The sequence below is a fragment of the Streptomyces sp. NBC_00704 genome (assembly GCF_036226605.1).
Taxonomy (GTDB): Bacteria; Actinomycetota; Actinomycetes; order Streptomycetales; family Streptomycetaceae; genus Streptomyces.
Window position 1 is genome coordinate 7,275,626 of record NZ_CP109000.1, and the last position, 16,388, is coordinate 7,292,013.

The window sequence follows — 16,388 nt, forward strand, 5'->3', positions numbered from 1 at the left end:
TTTGTCTTCCACGAGGCTCAACATAGCTCAGCGCGCGAGCCCGGCAGGGAGGACGAAGTCGCCCTCCGCGCACCCCCGCTGAACGCGGCTTACCGCCGGTACAGGGTGATCGAGTGCCCGACCTCGTCGACCGCCGTGCTGGAGCGGAGCAGCGCCGCCAGCCGGCCCCGCGCCGTGGCGGCGGCCGAGTCCGAGACGACCAGCAGTCCGTGCACCTCGCGCGCGGGCGCCCGGCGCGGATCGGAGGCCTCGATGCCGTAGTGGCCGGGCAGCCCGCTGCCCTTGTACACGAGCCACACCCGCTCGCCCGGATACCGCTCGCGCAGCCGGTCCGCCAGCCGTCCCAGGTCCTGGCCCCAGTCCACGTTGGAGTCGTGCAGCCGCAGATGCGTCCCGGCCGGCCCGCCGAACGCCTCGTTGGAGTACGGCAGGTAGTAGGGAAACGTCCGCAGGGAACTGACGGCGACGAACGCGACCAGGGCCGCCGTCGCCGCCGTCGCCGCCGTCGCCGCCGGCGTCCACCGCCGGCGCACCGTCGGGACGCAGCCCGCGGCCACCGCGAGGAACATCGGCAGGAAGACGGCGTACCGGGTGCCCAGGTCCCGGGAGCCGGACATGGCCGAGGCGAGCAGCACGGCGGCCGGCGCCAGCACGTACGGCGCCGCGGGCCGCAGCCGGCGCACCGCGACCGTCGCGACGGCCCCGGCCGCCCACAGGGCGAGCATGCCGAGCGGGGTCTTCACGACGAGCGCGACCGGCAGGTAGTACCACCGGGCCCCGGAGTACAGGCGCCCGAACAGGAAGCCCTGCCAGGCCTGGTTCTCCAGGCCGAACTGGACCCGCATGCCGTCCCGGTACGCCGCCGGGAACGGCAGCGCCCGGACGACGAGCCCGCGCACGCCGTGCACCACGGGCACGTGCGTCGCGTGCGGGTCCCACCGCAGCCGCGGGTCCACCGCGAGGTACGCCGCCCAGACGACGGCCACCGCGGCCACCGTCACGACCCCCGCCCCCAGCAGGGCCCTGCGGACGTCGCGCGGGCGGCGGGCCCACACCGACAGCGCCGCCAGGGCGGCCAGCACCGGGACCGCGGGCAGGGTGCTCATCTTCGTGGCCAGCGCCGCGCCCAACGCGACGCCCGCCGCCGCGAGGCACAGGCGCGGCCTGCCGTGCCGGGCCCGCCACAGGAGCCACGCCGAGGTCAGCAGGAAGCCCGCGGCGGGCACGTCCAGCGTGGCCAGCGAGCCGTGGGCGACGACGTCGGGGGAGAGGGTGTACAGGGCGAGCGCGGTGAGCGCCGCGACGGGGCTGGCCAGGTCGCGGGCGAAGGCGAACACCACCAGGCCGAACGCCAGGGTCAGGGCGATCACGGGCAGTCTGGCCCACAGCATCAGCCGTCCGGGATCGTTGCCTGACTCGTACAGCAGACGGCGGCCCGCGTCCTCCTGGGCGCCGGTGAAGGGGGCGCCGACGTGCGGGCGGGCGAGGGCGACGCCCGCCGCGACGACGAGCTTGCCGAGCGGCGGGTGCTCAGGGTTGTGGCGCACCCGGTGCTCGTGCAGGTACTCGGCCGCCGTGGCCACGTACACCGGTTCGTCGACGGTCGGCGTCTGCTGTACCGCGGCCGTGACCATCGCGAACGCCATCTGGGCGAGCAGCACGGCCGCGAGGAGCGGGACGAGCAGCCGTCGGCGGCCCGCCGGCGCGGGCGGCCTCGCCCTCGCGCCGGACGTGCTCTCCTCGTCCCTGTGCGGTGCGTGTGTGCGCGCCATCGTCCGCCCCGCGGTCGCACCGCCGGGCGGCGGCGGGAGCGCCGCCCGGCGGGCCCGCCGGGGCCCGCCGCACGCCGGCTCCCGCCGCGCGGGGCGTCACCGCTTCAGAAGTCGTACCGACAGACCGTCCGCCGTGTACACGGGTACGGCCCGCAGCCGGTCGGAGTTCAGCTCAACACGGTCGAACTGCCCGCGCAACGCCGAGGCGGCGATCACCGGGACGAGCGTTCCCGCGGCCGGGGGCCGTTCGTCGTCCAGCCGCAGCGACAGCACCGCGCCGCGGTCCAGCCGCACCCGGCCGGAGACGGTGACGGCGGGCCCGTGGTGTCCGCGCAGCGTCAGGTCCAGCACCGCGCCGGCCTCCTGCACCCACGCGCCGCACGCCCGCACGGGCGTCTGCGCGCGCAGCGTGCCGCCGGTGAGCCGCACATCGCCCTGGCCGAGCGCGTTCGGGTGCCCGGCGACGAGCACGCCCGCCTCCAGCACGGTGCCGCCGTGGTAGCGGTTGTGGCCGGTCAGGGTGAGCGTGCCGGACCCGCGCTTGGTCAGACCGCCCCGGCCGTCGATGTCGTTGCGCCAGGCGTCGGCCGCGTGGAAGCCGCCCCGGGCCGCGTCCAGGGTGACCGTCACGTCGCGCTCGAAGGAGCCGTAGCCGTCGGCCGCCGCGAACAGGTCGAGCCGCCCCCACTGCTCGAAGCCGTCCAGCAGGACGTAGCCGGAGGGCAGCGCCGTCGTGCGCAGCACGTCACGGCGCTGGGCCGCGCTGAGGTAGGGCTGCCGCGTCTCCAGCAGCACCTCGGCGCCCTTGGGCACGGTCAGGGGCTCCTTGCGTCCCTCCCGCGGCAGGACGTAGGTGAGCCGGGGCGCGATCGCGCGGGCGTTGGCCTCGCGGTCGCCGTACTCGTCCCCGGCGTCGGAGTGCCCATAAGCGAACAGGGTGTCCGGGGTCGTGCCGGTCGTCCGCGTGAAGTAGGCCAGGGCCTGGGCCCGCGCGGCCGCCTTCAGTTCGGCGTTGGCCGGGTCGGCGAGCGCGGCGGCGGCCAGCGCGGTGGCCATGACGCGCCCGCCCAGCACGTCGACGGTCGAGTGCATGCCGGAGACGATCCGGGTGTGGCTGAGGTGCAGGGCGCGCGTCACCAGCTCCTGGAACCGCTCGGGGACGGCGTACGCGTAGGCCAGCGACGCCAGGTGGAAGGCGTTGGTGTGCCCGCTCGGGAAACCGCCGTCGTCGGCGGGGGAGGTGCCGCGCTGGCGCAGCAGCTGCGGGACGACGACCACCTGGGAGTCGTAGACGGGGTAGCCGAGCGCGTCCGTCCTGCCGGTGTCGACGACCTGGCTGTGCTCGTTCATGCGCCACGGCCGCGGGTACTGGTAGGCGTACTTGCTCGGGTTGCCCGAGGCGAAGCTGCCCCGCACGGTGTCCACGAGCTTGGCCACCAGGCCGAGTTCGGAGTCGTACGAGCCGGCGCCCAGCGCGGAGCCGGCGGGCGCGTCGGCGGGCACGGCGTCGTCGATCTTGGTGGCGGGGACGGTGTCCGGCGCGCGGGTGATGGACGTGACCGCCTTGGCGCCGGTCCGGTAGAGGTCCGCCAGCGGGCCCAGGCCGCCGATCATCGCGTAGCTCTGGTGCTGGCGGTCGTAGACGAAGGCCTCCCTGCCCTGCGCCTCGGTGCGGGCCCGCGTGACCGCGACGCAGTAGCGCACGTTGGCGCGCAGGATGTCGGGCCGCAGGGGCGTGCCCGTGTTCCAGGCGGAGCCGGTCTTCCACACCCGCGCGAAGCCGCCGAGGGCGCGCACCACGGCGTTGGTCTCGGGCGTGAGGTTGGCGGAGACGTTCGTCTTGTAGTCGTCGACGAACGCGAGCGGGGCGGTGGCGGCCTTGGCGTCGGCGGCTCCCAGCCACGACACCAGCGTCGGGGCGGCGACCAGGGCCGCCGAGCCTCCCAGGGAGGTCTTCAGAAAGCGCCTGCGGTTCACGGCCGAGGGGGTGGGGAGCCCGGCGGAGGACGGCATGGATGTGCCTCTCTCGAGTTCTCCGGCCGCGCGGCCGGAGGAAGGAGGTGCGCGCGTGCGCCCGTCCGGCCGGTGCCGGCCGGTGAGCCGCATGACGCGCCTGAGCGAAGATCTACGGCCGGGTCGCGTCGCCTGCGCGAGGACCCGGCGACCGGTGCGTGTCGCCGAGGTGAACGTGCGGATGTCCGCTCACAGCAGCGAACGGGCCAGCGCCACCGCGCCCTCGACGGGCGGCGCGGTCAGCGGCCGGGGCCGTGCTCCCGGCAGGGCGTCGGCGAGGGCCGCGCTGAACGCGTCGTACAGTGCGGGCCGGCCGAGGACGGTGCCGCCCGCCACGACCACGTCGTCGACCGGGACCCCGCGCGCGGCGAGTCCGGCGACGAGCGCGGCGAGCGCACGGGCGGCGTCGCCGATCACGGCGGCGGCGAGCGCGGAGCCCTCGGCGGCCGCCGTGAAGACGACGGGAGCGTGCCGCCCCCACTCGGCGGAGACGTCCGTGGCGCTCTCCAGCGCCGCGCCCAGCGCCGGCACCTCGGGCACGCCGAACGAGTCGAGCAGGCCGAGCGCGAGGGCGTCGGGTTCCTCGCCCCGGTCGTGCGCGGCCCACACGGCGCGGGCCGCCTCGCGGACGAGACCGGCGCCGCCGCCCTCGTCGCCGAGGACCGCGCCCCAGCCGCCCACCTGGACGACCGTGCCGTCGGGCAGCGTGCCCACCGCCACCGAACCGGTGCCGGCCACCAGGCCGACGCCCTTGTCCAGGCCCGCGGCCGGAACGAGCAGCTCGGCGTCGCCCACGACCCGCACGGGGACCCCGAGCCGTTCCCTCAGCGCGACGCGGAGCCGCGCGCACTGCGGGGGCGTCTCACAGGCGTGCGCCCCCACCGCGACCGCCGAGGGGAGCACGCCCGGGGGAAGGACCTCGCGGACGAGAGCGGCCAGCCGGTCCGCCGCGGCCGCCGGCTCGTGCGGCCGCCAGCCGCTGGTGGCGCGGACGTGGTCGGCCACGACGTCGACGCCCGTGACGGCGCGCAGACGCGTCTTGGTGCCGCCCACGTCGATGCCGACCACGAGGGGGCCCGAAGGGGGAGAGTCCTGCACGGATCCTCTTTCGTCGATACGCCGGAAAGCTGCGACGGCGGGCGAACCGTGACCACGCGGGAGTGACCTGAACTGCTGACCTGATGAACTAGGGAAGCCCCGGGACGGGCCTCTGACGAAGCACGGCAGGCGTATACCGTGAAGTTCGTTAGGAAGTTAACTAACGAAGTACAGTGCGTCAAGAGGAATCGCGCGCTCGACCACCGGGCAGCCTTACGCGGCGGCCGCGGGGCGGGAACGCGCGACGTCGGTGCATCCCATCGCCGCCGGCCCGCCGAGACCCTCGGCCGGGCGCGCGGCCCCGTACCCGCTGGGGGAATCTGTGGAACTCGACGTGGTTGAAGCCCCCCGCCTGACCGAGAGCGCGAGCGCCGTGTTCGCCGTGCTGGCCCAGGCGGGCAGCGCGACCCGGCCCCAGCTCGCGAGCCTGGCGGGACTGTCCAAACCGACGGTGTCCTCCGCCGTCGCCGAGCTGGAGGGCGCCCGGCTCGCCGCCCACTCCGGCACCGCCTCCAGCGGCACCGGCCGCTCCGCCGCCGTCTACTGCCTCGGCCCGGCCGCCGGCGCCGTGCTCGCCGTCGACCTCGGTCCCGCCCTCACCCGGGTCCGGGGCAGCGCCCTGGACGGAACCCCCCTCGCCGAGGCCACGGCCTCCCGCGAGGACGCCGCCGACGCCGTGCGCGAGGCTCTCGGCGCGCTGCCCGAGGGCGTTCCGCTGCGCTCCATCGTCGTCGCGGTGGGCGACGTCCTCGCGCCCGACCGGCGGGGCAGCGGCATGCGGCCCGCCACCGCCAAGGCGGGACCGGTCTTCGACGCCATGGCCGTGGCGCTGCCGCCCGGCGTCCCCGTCCATCTGGAGAACAACGTCAACTGCGCGGCGCTCGCGGAACTGCACGAGGGCGCCGCCCGGGGCCGCCACACGTTCGGCTATCTGCGGATCGGCGTCGGCGTCGGTCTGGGCATCGTCGTCGCGGGGCAGGTGCTGCGCGGCTCCAACGGCGCCGCCGGCGAGCTGGCGCGGCTGCCCTACCCCTGGGACGACGGCCGTGAACCGCGCCAGGAGGCCCTGGAGGAGTACATCGGCGCCCGCTCCCTGCTGCGCCGGGCCGGCGCGGCCTGGCAGCCCTCCGACGGCCCCTGCCCGCGCACCACCGACCGGCTGTTCGCCCTCGCCGGACAGGGTGTGCGGCCGGCCCGTGACGTGGTCGCGCGGCACGCGGTGGACGTCGGCCGGCTGGCCGCCGCCGTGACCGCCGTGCTGGACCCCGGACTGATCGTGCTGGGGGGCTCCACCGGCGCGGATCCCCAGCTCCTGCCCGGGGTGCGGACCGAACTGGCACGGCTGAGCTGGCCCACCGAGGTGGTCAGCAGCACGGTCGGGGATTCCGGCACCGTGGCGGGCGCGGCACGGCTCGCGGTCGCCCGGGGAGTCCAAACCGTGACCCAGACCGCGCGGGCTGAGGATTGACGGTTTCCGACTCGGTCTGCCAATGTCCGGACAAGCGCTTTCTAAGTCGGTCGGGACACCGGCTTGGGGTGAGCGTCCCGCCCGTGCCCCATGAGGCACGGCAGCCGCACGAGGGCGTGCTCGTACGGTGACGGCCCGCAGGCCGGGGAACGCACCCGCACAGGCGACGCGGCCGGGCGAGGCCGCGCCCCCGGAGAGCGAACCTCCTGCACAATGCACCCGTGCCGCTGGGTCGGCGCCGTGCTCCGTCCCCTATGACGAAAAAAAGGGATCGAAGATGACCATTGTGGGTGTGCGGCGCTCCCGCCGACTCGGCCGCGGCGGCATACGCCGCCTTGTCCCCCTCGCTGCCGTGGCCTCGGCAGGAGCCCTGCTGCTGACCGCCTGCGGTTCGGACGGCGGCTCCGGCGGCACCTCCAAGTCGCTGACGTTCTGGATCTCCACGGTTCCGGGACAGGACGCGGGCTGGAAGAAGATGGTGGCGCAGTACAAGAAGGAAGCCGGCGTCGACGTCAAGCTGGTCAACATCCCCTACGACGGCTACACGACGAAGCTGAAGAACGCCGCCCAGGCCAACTCCCTGCCCGACGTGGCGGCCGTGCCGGCGCTGGACCCCATCTGGTCGTCCAAGCTCATCGACCTCAGCTCCATCGCCGGCGACAAGACCAACAAGATCAACGCCAACTTCCTCGCCAAGGACTCCTCCGGCAAGGTGCTGGCCATCCCCTCGGACGTCACCGCGTCCGGCATGTTCATCAACAAGTCGCTGTTCGAGAAGGCCAAGGTGCCCTTCCCGACGTCGCCCTCGAAGACCTGGACCTGGACCGAGTTCATCGCTGCGGCCAACAAGGTCCGCGAGAAGACCGGCGCCAAGTACTCCCTCACCTTCGACCAGTCGCCCTCCCGGCTGCGCGCCATGGTGTACGAGATGGGCGGCAAGTACGTCCACGCCGACGACTCCGGCAAGTTCTCGGTGGACGAGCCGACCAAGAAGGCCGTGAACTACTTCGTCGGGCTGAACGACGACAAGACCATGCCGAAGTCGGTGTGGACCAGCGGCGCCGACCCGTCGGCCATGTTCCAGAGCGGTGACGTGGTCGCCTTCTGGTCCGGCGTGTGGCAGGTCGCCAACTTCGCGGACGGCATCAAGAAGTTCGACTGGGCCAGCGTCCCGACCCCCGCGCAGCCCGTGCAGGCCAGCGACGTCAACAGCGGCGGCATGATGGTCGGCTTCAACAACAACGGCGACGCCGCGACCGCCGCGACCAAGTTCATGTCCTGGCTGTACGAGCCGGACCACTACCGCGCGCTGTGCGAGACGTCCGGCTTCCTGCCCGTCGAGAGCGGACTGAACCCGAAGTACCCCTTCACCTCCGAGGCGGCGCAGGCGGCGTTCAAGCTGTACAACGAGGAGATCCCGCTCTACGCCCCGATCTCCGGCTACTTCAACGGCGCGCAGACCAACTGGGTGCTGAAGGGCAAGAGCCTCACCGAGGACCCGACCAAGACGGAACTCGGCAAGGCGATCAACGGCCAGCAGTCGGCCGACAAGGCCCTGGAGAACATCGTGGCCGGCTACAACCAGCAGGTCGGCGGCGGATCGTAGGCCGCGGGGCCGGGCGGCGGGATCGAACCGCCGCCGCCCCGGCCCCGGCGCCTGCCTGATGCCGGGCTCACCGCACGAGCCCACCGAGATCCCTCCCACCAGCACGGAGTCAGGAAGATGACCAAACGCGCCCCGGACGTGTCCGTGAGCCCGCCCAGGCGACGACGCGGCACCTACGTCTTCGCGCCGCTCGTCCTCATCGCGGCCAACGTCGTGCTCTTCTCGCTGTTCTTCGTCTGGCCGGCGGCGATCGGGCTCGTCTACTCCTTCACGAACTACACGGGCGTCGGAGCGTTCCAGTTCACCGGACTGGACAACTACCAGCACCTCATCGAGGACTCCGCCTTCTACGGCGCGCTCACCCGGACCCTGCTGTACGCCGTGCTCTTCGTGCCGCTGAACTTCGGGCTGTCGCTGCTCGCCGCCAACCTGGTGGTGAACAAGCACGCCAAGGGCGCGTCCGTGGCGCGCGTCGTCTTCTTCGTCCCGTGGCTGCTGTCGCCCATCGTCGTCGGCGTCCTGTGGCGCTGGCTCTTCGGCGAGAACTTCGGCCTGGTCAACTACGTCATCGAGAAGCTCGGCGGCAGCGCCGTCCCCTGGCAGTCAAACGCGGACCTGTCGCTGATCGTGGTGGTGATGGCGGCCTCCTGGGCCTGGACCGGCTTCTCGATGCTGCTGTTCATCGCGGCGATCAAGAACGTGCCGGTGTCGTACTACGAGGCTGCCGCGCTCGACGGCGCCGGCCCGTGGCGCCAGTTCGTCAGCATCACGCTGCCGAGCATCGCGCCCACCTCGTTCATCGTGATCCTGCTCAACACGATCAACGCGATGAAGGAGTACCCGGTGTTCGTCGCCCTCAACAACGGCGGGCCCGGAACGTCCAACAACCTCCTCGTCCAGTACATCTACGAGACCGGCTTCAAGCGTGGCCAGATCGGCTACGCGAGCGCCGCGTCGTTCGTGCTCATGCTCATCCTGATGACCGTCGCGCTGGTCCAGCTCTTCGTCAACCGGCGGGTGGAGAACCGATGACAACCACAGACACGCCCCGCCCGGTCGGCTCCGATCCCGGACCGTCCGTCTCCAAGGACAGGAAGCGGCCGCGCACACCGGGCAGCGGCGGGCTCCGGCGCGCGGTGCCCGCGACGACACTGCTGTGGATCCTGGCCTGCCTGTACGGGCTGCCGGTGCTGTGGTTCATCCTCAGTTCCCTCAAGCCCGCCAGCGAACTGTTCTCCTATCCGCTCACGCTCGTCCCGCACGACCCCACCCTGTCGGGATTCAAGGCCGCGTGGGAGAGCGCCAACTTCTCCCAGTACTTCATCAACACCGCCCTCGTGTGCGTGATCACCACGATCCTCACGGTGGGAGTCAGCTGCTGCACCGGCTACGCCCTGGCCAAGTACGACAACCGGTGGCTCAAGGCGTTCTTCCTCTGCATCCTGGCCACCACGATGCTGCCGAGCGAGGTCATGCTCGCCCCCGAGTTCCTGGTCGTGCGCAACCTCGGCCTCTACAACTCCTTCGCCGGCATCATCCTCCCGGCCGTGCTCACCGCCACCGGATGCTTCATGTTCCGCCAGTTCTTCCTGACGGTTCCCGACGAACTCGTGGAGGCCGCGCGCATCGACGGCGCCCGCGAACTGTCCATCTTCCTGCGGATCATGGTGCCGCTGTCCCGGCCCATCATGCTGACCCTCGCCATCCTGTCCTTCCAGTGGCGGTGGAACGACTACATCTGGCCGCTGCTCATGCTCAACGACCCCGACAAGTTCACCGTGCAGATCGGCATCCAGAGCATCGTCGGCGCGCAGAACATCAACTGGTCGGTGCTCCTGGGCGCCTCCGTCATCTCCATGATCCCGCTGATCGCCGTCTTCCTGGTCTTCCAGCGCTACGTCATGGGCGCCGACATCAACGCCGGACTGAAGGACTGACCGTGTCCACAGCCCTCGACCGCGAGTTCGCCCGCGCGGCGGCCCGCGCCGCCGACCGGACGGCCGCCCCCCTCGCGGCCGCCCCCCTGGCGGCCGGCCCCGACGACGCGCCCGCCGGCGTCACCCACCGCGTGCTGGCGCGCCGGGTGAAGACCCTGGTGGCGGCCTACCGCTCCCCGGACTCGGCCCTGCACGGCAGCCCGTGGGCAGCCGCCGCCGCGACCGCCCACCTGCGCGCCCTGCGGGCCGCGCAGACCGCCACCGGCCTCTTCGCCGGCGGCGACAACGTGCAGTCGCCGCCGGACTCCGCGTTCACCGTCAACGACGTGTGCGACGCGCACGTCCTCGCCGTCGGCGCGGGACCGGGACTGCGCGACGTCACGGCCGCGCTCGCCGACATCGCCGACGCGGCCCGCGCGCCCCTCCTCACGGGCGGCGTGCACACCCCGAACCACCGGTGGGAACTGTGCGCGGCCCTGGCCCGGCTGCACCGGTCGTTCCCCGACGACCGGCTGCTCGCCCGCATCGAGCAGTGGCTCGCCGAGGGCGTCGACATCGACCCGGACGGCCTGTACGCGGAACGCAGCGCCAACTACGCGGCCCACGTGTCCAACCCCTCGCTTCTCCTGCTGGCCGAGGTGCTGGGCCGCACCGATCTCGGCGACGCCGTCGAACGCCATCTCACCGCCACCCTGGACCTCATCGGGCCGGACGGCACGGTGGAGACCGTCCACTCGCGCCGGCAGGACCAGCACGGCCCGTTCCCGCTGGCCCCCTACCTGCCGCACTACCGGCTCCTGGCGGTCCGCACCGGCCGCGGCGACTTCAGCCGGGCGGCCCGTCTCGCGCAGGCCGGCGGCATCGACCCCGACCTGCTCGCCGAGACGCTCCTCACCCCGGACCTGTGCCGCGTCCTGCCCGAGCCGGTCCCGCAGACGCTGCCGCGCGCCCGCTACCTCACCACCGCGCGCCTCGCCGCGCACACCTCGGCCACCGCGCGCACGGTCGTGTACGGCGGCTCCGACGTGCCCGGCCACCGGCGCGTCCGCTCCGGCCTCGCCTGCAACCCCACCTTCCTGCGGCTCTTCGCGGGCGAGGCGGTCCTCGACGCGGTCCGCCTCTCACGCGGGTTCTTCGACCTGGGCCCGTTCCGCGCCGCCGCCGTGGAACGGCCCGCGGCCGACCGGTACCTGCTCACCGAGACCCTCACGGCCGCCTACTACCAGCCGCTGCCACCGGACCGGCGATGCGACGACGGCGACTACCGCATGGGGGACGAGGGACGCTTCTCCGCCGCGATGGCCTTCCCGGACCGCCCCCGTGACGAGGTCACCCACACGACCCGCGTCGCGGTGGACGTCCGGGAGGACGGCGCCGACCTGCTGATCGAAATCGGCGGACCACCGGTCCCGTGGGCCCTCGAACTGGCCTTCCGGCCGGGCGGCGTGCCGCAGGGAGCCGTGCCGATCGGCGACGGGCGCTGGTGCCTGACGAGCGGAACGGCGGCCTACCGGGCCGGCGACGACGAGATCGGGATCGAGGTCCGGGTCGAGGCGGGCGAACCGCTCGCCGGGCCGGACCGCGGCGACGTGCTGCGCTACGACCCGGGCCAGGACCACACCGTGGTGCGCGGCACCGACGCGACGACCGGCAACCGCGTCTACCTCGGCGGACTGGGCCCGCACACCCTGACCGTCGCCCTCCGCGCCCGCCGGCCCGCACCCCCCGCGTGACTCCCGCTACGGCTACGGCGACGATCACCGGGACCCGGGCGAGGGCCGCCACCTGGTCGGTGACCTGTACGCCTTCGCGGTGCGCCACGGATCCGAGGAGCCGTTCACCGCGTCGGCGGAACACGGCGCCGCAGGCCTGACCGTGCGCCCGGACGCCTTCACCGCCGTCCCCGGACCGGACGACGCCCGCGGCGAGCCGGAGCCGGAGCCGGAGCTGCGCGCCGCACCCCGCCGAACGCCGTCAGCGGCCGGGGGCCGCGGGGGAGCGGCGGACCGCCGCCCGCACCACACCGGCCGCCGCGGGCGCGGCCCGCCCGTCACAGGGGCAGCGGCACCACCAGGTCCGCCCGCTCTCGCGTCGCCGCCACCAGCTCGGCGTTGCGCTGGTCGCTCCGCAGCACCCAGGCCACCGCCTCCTCGTGCGCCTTGCCGAACTCCTCGTGCCGGGCGACCAGCCGCCGCACCCGCTCCGTCTCGTCGCTCTCGCAGAACCACACCTCGTCCAGCGCGGCCCGCACCCGCCGCCACGCGCCCGTGCCCAGCAGAAGGTAGTTGCCCTCGGTCACCACCAGCCGGACGGCGGGGGCGACGGGCACCGCCCCCGCGAGCGGCTGCTCCAGCACCCGCTCGAAACCCGGCGCGTACACGGTGTCCTCGCCGCCCGCCTCCTCCCGCAGCCGCCGCAGCAGCGCCGCGTACCCGGCCGCGTCGAAGGTGTCCGGCGCCCCCTTGCGGTCCCGCAGGCCGAGCCGGTCCAGCTCGGCGTCGGCCAGGTGGAACCCGTCCATCGGGACCTGCACGGCCCACGGCTCGCCCGTCCCGTTCAGCTCCCGCACCAGACGCCGCGCCAGGGTCGTCTTGCCCGCGCCGGGACTGCCCGCGACGCCGAGCAGAGCGCGTCCGCCTCCCCCGGCGAGAGAACGGGCCCGGCACAGCAGATCATCGAAAGTGAGCACACACCGAAGTGTCGCAGTCTCCCCGGAGGAGACCCGCAGGGAGAGGAGGACGCACCTTTGCCCGACGACGAGACGCAGATCCGCACCCTGATCGACCGCTGGGCCGACGCCGTCCGCCGCGGAGACCTCGAGACCGTCCTCGCCGGCCACGCCGACGACCTGGTCCTGTACTACGTGCCGCCCCCGCACGCCGGACTGCGGGGCCTGGCCGCCTACCGCGCGCTGTGGCCGCCCTTCTTCGCCTGGCAGGCCCAGGGCGCGCGCTTCGACATCGACACCCTCGACGTCACCGCCGGACACGACGTCGCCTACGCCCACGCGCTGTTGCGCTGCGGCACTCCCGAGGAACTGGCCGAGAACCCCACGCTGCGGCTGCGCCTCACCTTCGGACTGCGCAAGGAGGGCGGCCGCTGGCTCATCGCGCACGAGCACCACTCGTTCCCGCACGAGTGAGCAACCCCAACGGTGTGGCGGGCGCCACACTGTTGAGGGAGGCGATCGCGGGGAACCGGCCCTGTATGACGACGACGCTCGGGCTCCCCGAAGCCATCCAGGCCTGTCTCTTCGACCTCGACGGGGTCGTCACCCGCACGGCCGTCGTCCACGCGGCCGCCTGGAAGGAGATGTTCGACGCCTTCCTGCGCGAACGCGACGGGGACGGCTACCGGCCGTTCGACGCGGGCGACGACTACGACGAGTACGTCGACGGCCGCCCGCGCGCGGACGGCGTGCGCGCCTTCCTGGCCTCCCGGGACATCCGCCTGCCGGAGGGCGGCCCCGACGACCCGCCCGACGCACCGACCGTCCACGGCCTCGGCAACCGCAAGAACGAACTGCTCCTGGAGAAGATCCGCACGCAGGGCGTCCAGGCCTACGACGGCACGCTGCGCTACCTCGAAGCCGCCCGCGCGCGGGGCCTGCGCACGGCGATCGTCTCCTCCAGCGCCAACGCACGCGACGTGCTGCGCTCGATCGGCGCCGAGGACCTCTTCGACGTACGCGTCGACGGCGTCGTCGCCGCGGAGCGGGACCTGCCCGGCAAGCCGCACCCCGACACCTTCCTCGCCGCCGCCCGCGACCTGGACGTCGACCCGGCGGCCGCGGCCGTCTTCGAGGACGCGCTGGCCGGGATGGACGCGGGCCGCTCCGGGAACTTCGGCTACGTGGTCGGCGTTGACCGGGTCGGACAGACCGACGCGCTGTACGCGCACGGCGCGGACGTCGTGGTGAAGGATCTCGAGGACCTCCTCGGGCAGGGAGGGCGCGCGTGATCACCCAACGGTCCTACGCCGTCGAACCGTGGTGCGTGCGCGAGACGGAGCTGAACCTCGACGTCCTCGCCCAGAGCGAGTCGGTGTTCGCGCTGTCCAACGGGCACGTCGGCTGGCGCGGCAACCTCGACGAGGGCGAGCCGCACGGCCTGCCCGGCGCCTACCTCAACGGCGTCCACGAACTGCACCCGCTGCCCTACGCCGAGGCCGGCTACGGCTACCCGGAGTCCGGGCAGACGGTCATCAACGTCACCAACGGCAAGATCCTGCGGCTGCTGGTCGACGACGAGCCGTTCGACCTGCGCTACGGACGGCTCGTCAGCCACGAGCGCGTGCTCGACCTGCGCCGGGGCGTCCTGGAGCGGACCTGCGAGTGGACCTCCCCGGCCGGATCCACCGTGCGGGTCCGCTCGACGCGGCTGGTCTCGCTCTCCCAGCGGGCCGTCGCCGCCGTCGCCTACGAGGTGGAGGCCGTCGGCAGCCGCTCCCGGGTGGTGATCCAGTCCGAACTGGTCACCAACGAGAGCCTGCCCGACCCGAACGGCGACCCGCGCGCGGCCCGCGCCCTGAGGTCCCCCCTGGAGCCGGAGGAGGACGTGGCGGTCGACCGCCGCCTGCGGCTCGTGCACCGCACGAAGCGCAGCGGACTGCGGGTGGCCGTCGCCGCCGACCACACCGTCACCGGCCCGGAGCGCACCACCCTCAGCGCCGAGAGCAACGTCGACGTCGCCCGGCTCACCGTCACCTCCGTGCTGGAGCCCGGCGAACGGCTGCGCGTGGAGAAGCTGGTCGCCCACGGCTGGTCCGGCGCCCGCTCGCGGCCGGCGATGAGCGACCAGGTGGAGGCGGCCCTCGCCGCGGCCGGGCACAGCGGCTGGGACGGCCTGCTCGACGAACAGCGCGCCTACCTCGACGACTTCTGGTCCCGCGCGGACGTCGAGGTCGACGGCGACGAGGAGATCCAGCAGGCCGTCCGCTTCGCCCTCTTCCACGTGTTGCAGGCCGGGGCCCGCGCCGAGCAGCGGGCCATCCCCGCCAAGGGCCTGACCGGTTCCGGATACGACGGCCACGCCTTCTGGGACACCGAGACGTTCGTCCTGCCGCTGCTCACGTACACCGCCCCCCACGCCGTCGCGGAAGCCCTGCGCTGGCGTCAGAACACGCTGCCCGCCGCCCGCGAGCGGGCCGTCCAGCTCGGGCTGCGCGGCGCCGCGTTCCCCTGGCGCACGATCGAGGGGTCGGAGGGCTCGGCGTACTGGCCGGCCGGGACCGCCGCCTTCCACGTCAACGCCGACATCGCCCACGCCGTGGTGGGCTACGTCGCGGCGACCGGCGACACCGACTTCGAGCGCTCCACCGGCGTCGAACTGCTCGTGGAGACCGCCCGGTTGTGGCGCTCGCTCGGCCACCACGACGCACACGGCGCGTTCCACATCGACGGCGTCACCGGGCCCGACGAGTACAGCGCGGTCGCCGACGACAACACGTACACCAACCTCATGGCCCGGGCGAACCTCCTCGCCGCCGCCGACGCCGTCGAACGCCATCCGGAGGAGGCGGGCCGCCTCGGCGTCGACGAGGAGGAGAGCGCGGCCTGGCGCGACGCCGCGCAGGCGGTGCACCTGCCCTACAACCGGGACCTCGGCGTCCACGAGCAGCACGCCGGCTTCACCCGCTACCAGCAGTGGGACTTCTCCGGCACCCGGGCCGACCAGTACCCCCTGCTCCTGCACTTCCCCTACTTCGACCTGTACCGCAAGCAGGTCGTCAAGCAGGCCGACCTGGTGCTGGCGATGTACACCTGCGCCAGCCACTTCGACGACGAGCAGGTCGCCCGCAACTTCGCCTACTACGAGCCGCTGACGGTCCGCGACTCCTCCCTCTCGGCGTGCTGCCAGGCCGTGATCGCCGCCCAGGCCGGCCATCTCGACCTGGCCTTCGACTACACGACCGAGGCGGCGCTGATGGACCTGGCCGACCTGGAGCACAACACCCGCGACGGACTGCACATCGCCTCGCTGGCCGGCACCTGGACGGCCCTGGTCGCGGGGTTCGGCGGGCTGCGCCGCGACGCCGAAGGCCTGCGCTTCGCGCCCCGGCTGCCGCAGCGGCTGAGCCGGCTGGCCTTCAGCGTCCAGTTCCTCGGCCGCCGCCTGCACGTGGAGATAGGGCCCGACAAGGCCACCTACACCCTGCTGTCCGGACCGCCGCTGACACTCCATCACCACGGCGAGCCGCTACGGGTGAACGGCGACGGACCCGTCGTGCGGGCCCTGCCGCCCGTCCCGGTGCGCACCACGCCCCGCCAGCCCCTGCACCGCGCGCCCCACACCCGGTCCTAGCCGGGTCCTGGCCCCGCCCCCGCCCCGCGCGCGCCGCGGGCTCGGTCGCGGACGTCCCGCTCCCCGCGCCACCGCACGATCCGCCGGCCGGATCGTGCGGGGCGCGACCAGGGAGCGGCCGAGGCGCGTCGCCCTCCGTTCGACCGTGCCCGACAGCGGCGCAAACAGCGGCGGCAGCAGCCGCACCGGCGC

General features: G+C 73.6%; 12 protein-coding genes. 8 read left to right on the forward strand and 4 right to left on the reverse strand.

The features are described 5' to 3' along the window. Positions 1 to 89 precede the first annotated feature (89 nt). From OG802_RS31580 to OG802_RS31590, 3 genes are all read right to left on the reverse strand, one after another. Positions 90 to 1,772, reverse strand: a complete 1,683-nt coding sequence (locus tag OG802_RS31580) for a phospholipid carrier-dependent glycosyltransferase (protein WP_443055408.1) — start codon at positions 1,770 to 1,772, stop codon at positions 90 to 92. A gap of 96 nt (positions 1,773 to 1,868) precedes the next feature. Beyond that, entirely contained in the window at positions 1,869 to 3,785 is a 1,917-nt protein-coding gene (locus tag OG802_RS31585) for a phosphatase PAP2 family protein (protein ID WP_329416034.1), read from the reverse strand. 189 nt (positions 3,786 to 3,974) lie between these two features. Further along, entirely contained in the window at positions 3,975 to 4,883 is a 909-nt protein-coding gene (locus OG802_RS31590) for an N-acetylglucosamine kinase (RefSeq protein ID WP_329416036.1), read from the reverse strand. Between the two features lie 334 nt (positions 4,884 to 5,217). Here OG802_RS31590 and OG802_RS31595 point away from each other — a divergent pair, with 334 nt between their 5' ends. The 5 genes from OG802_RS31595 to OG802_RS31615 all read left to right on the forward strand — a co-directional run bounded on the left by OG802_RS31595 (position 5,218) and on the right by OG802_RS31615 (position 11,627). Further along, the gene (locus OG802_RS31595) at positions 5,218 to 6,351 is read left to right on the forward strand and encodes an ROK family transcriptional regulator (protein WP_329416038.1); all 1,134 of its coding nucleotides are present in this window, start codon (positions 5,218 to 5,220) and stop codon (positions 6,349 to 6,351) included. A 277-nt stretch (positions 6,352 to 6,628) separates the two neighbouring features. Next, positions 6,629 to 7,957, forward strand: coding sequence for an ABC transporter substrate-binding protein (locus tag OG802_RS31600; RefSeq protein ID WP_329416040.1), 1,329 nt, complete (start codon positions 6,629 to 6,631; stop codon positions 7,955 to 7,957). A 117-nt stretch (positions 7,958 to 8,074) separates the two neighbouring features. Next, positions 8,075 to 8,989, forward strand: coding sequence for a carbohydrate ABC transporter permease (locus OG802_RS31605; RefSeq protein ID WP_329416042.1), 915 nt, complete (start codon positions 8,075 to 8,077; stop codon positions 8,987 to 8,989). Beyond that, complete coding sequence (locus OG802_RS31610) at positions 8,986 to 9,894, forward strand: carbohydrate ABC transporter permease (RefSeq protein ID WP_329416044.1); 909 nt, start codon at positions 8,986 to 8,988, stop codon at positions 9,892 to 9,894. The genes OG802_RS31605 and OG802_RS31610 overlap by 4 nt, the downstream gene beginning before the upstream one ends. A 2-nt stretch (positions 9,895 to 9,896) precedes the next feature. Continuing rightward, positions 9,897 to 11,627 (forward strand): hypothetical protein, encoded by a 1,731-nt coding sequence (locus OG802_RS31615; protein WP_329416047.1) that lies wholly within the window; start codon positions 9,897 to 9,899, stop codon positions 11,625 to 11,627. Between the two features lie 317 nt (positions 11,628 to 11,944). On the opposite strand, the gene OG802_RS31620 is transcribed toward OG802_RS31615, so the two are convergent. Then, a complete protein-coding gene (locus OG802_RS31620; RefSeq protein ID WP_329416049.1) occupies positions 11,945 to 12,583 on the reverse strand; it encodes a nucleoside/nucleotide kinase family protein in 639 nt (212 codons plus the stop codon). A 57-nt stretch (positions 12,584 to 12,640) separates the two neighbouring features. Between OG802_RS31620 and OG802_RS31625 the strand changes: the two genes are divergently transcribed. From OG802_RS31625 to OG802_RS31635, 3 genes are all read left to right on the forward strand, one after another. Continuing rightward, on the forward strand, positions 12,641 to 13,036 hold the full coding sequence (locus OG802_RS31625) for a YybH family protein (protein ID WP_329416052.1): 396 nt from the start codon (positions 12,641 to 12,643) through the stop codon (positions 13,034 to 13,036). A gap of 65 nt (positions 13,037 to 13,101) precedes the next feature. Continuing rightward, the gene (locus tag OG802_RS31630; protein WP_329416054.1) at positions 13,102 to 13,854 is read left to right on the forward strand and encodes a beta-phosphoglucomutase family hydrolase; all 753 of its coding nucleotides are present in this window, start codon (positions 13,102 to 13,104) and stop codon (positions 13,852 to 13,854) included. After that, complete coding sequence (locus OG802_RS31635; RefSeq protein WP_329416057.1) at positions 13,851 to 16,196, forward strand: glycoside hydrolase family 65 protein; 2,346 nt, start codon at positions 13,851 to 13,853, stop codon at positions 16,194 to 16,196. Before OG802_RS31630 ends, OG802_RS31635 begins: the two co-directional genes overlap by 4 nt. Positions 16,197 to 16,388: the final 192 nt, after the last annotated feature.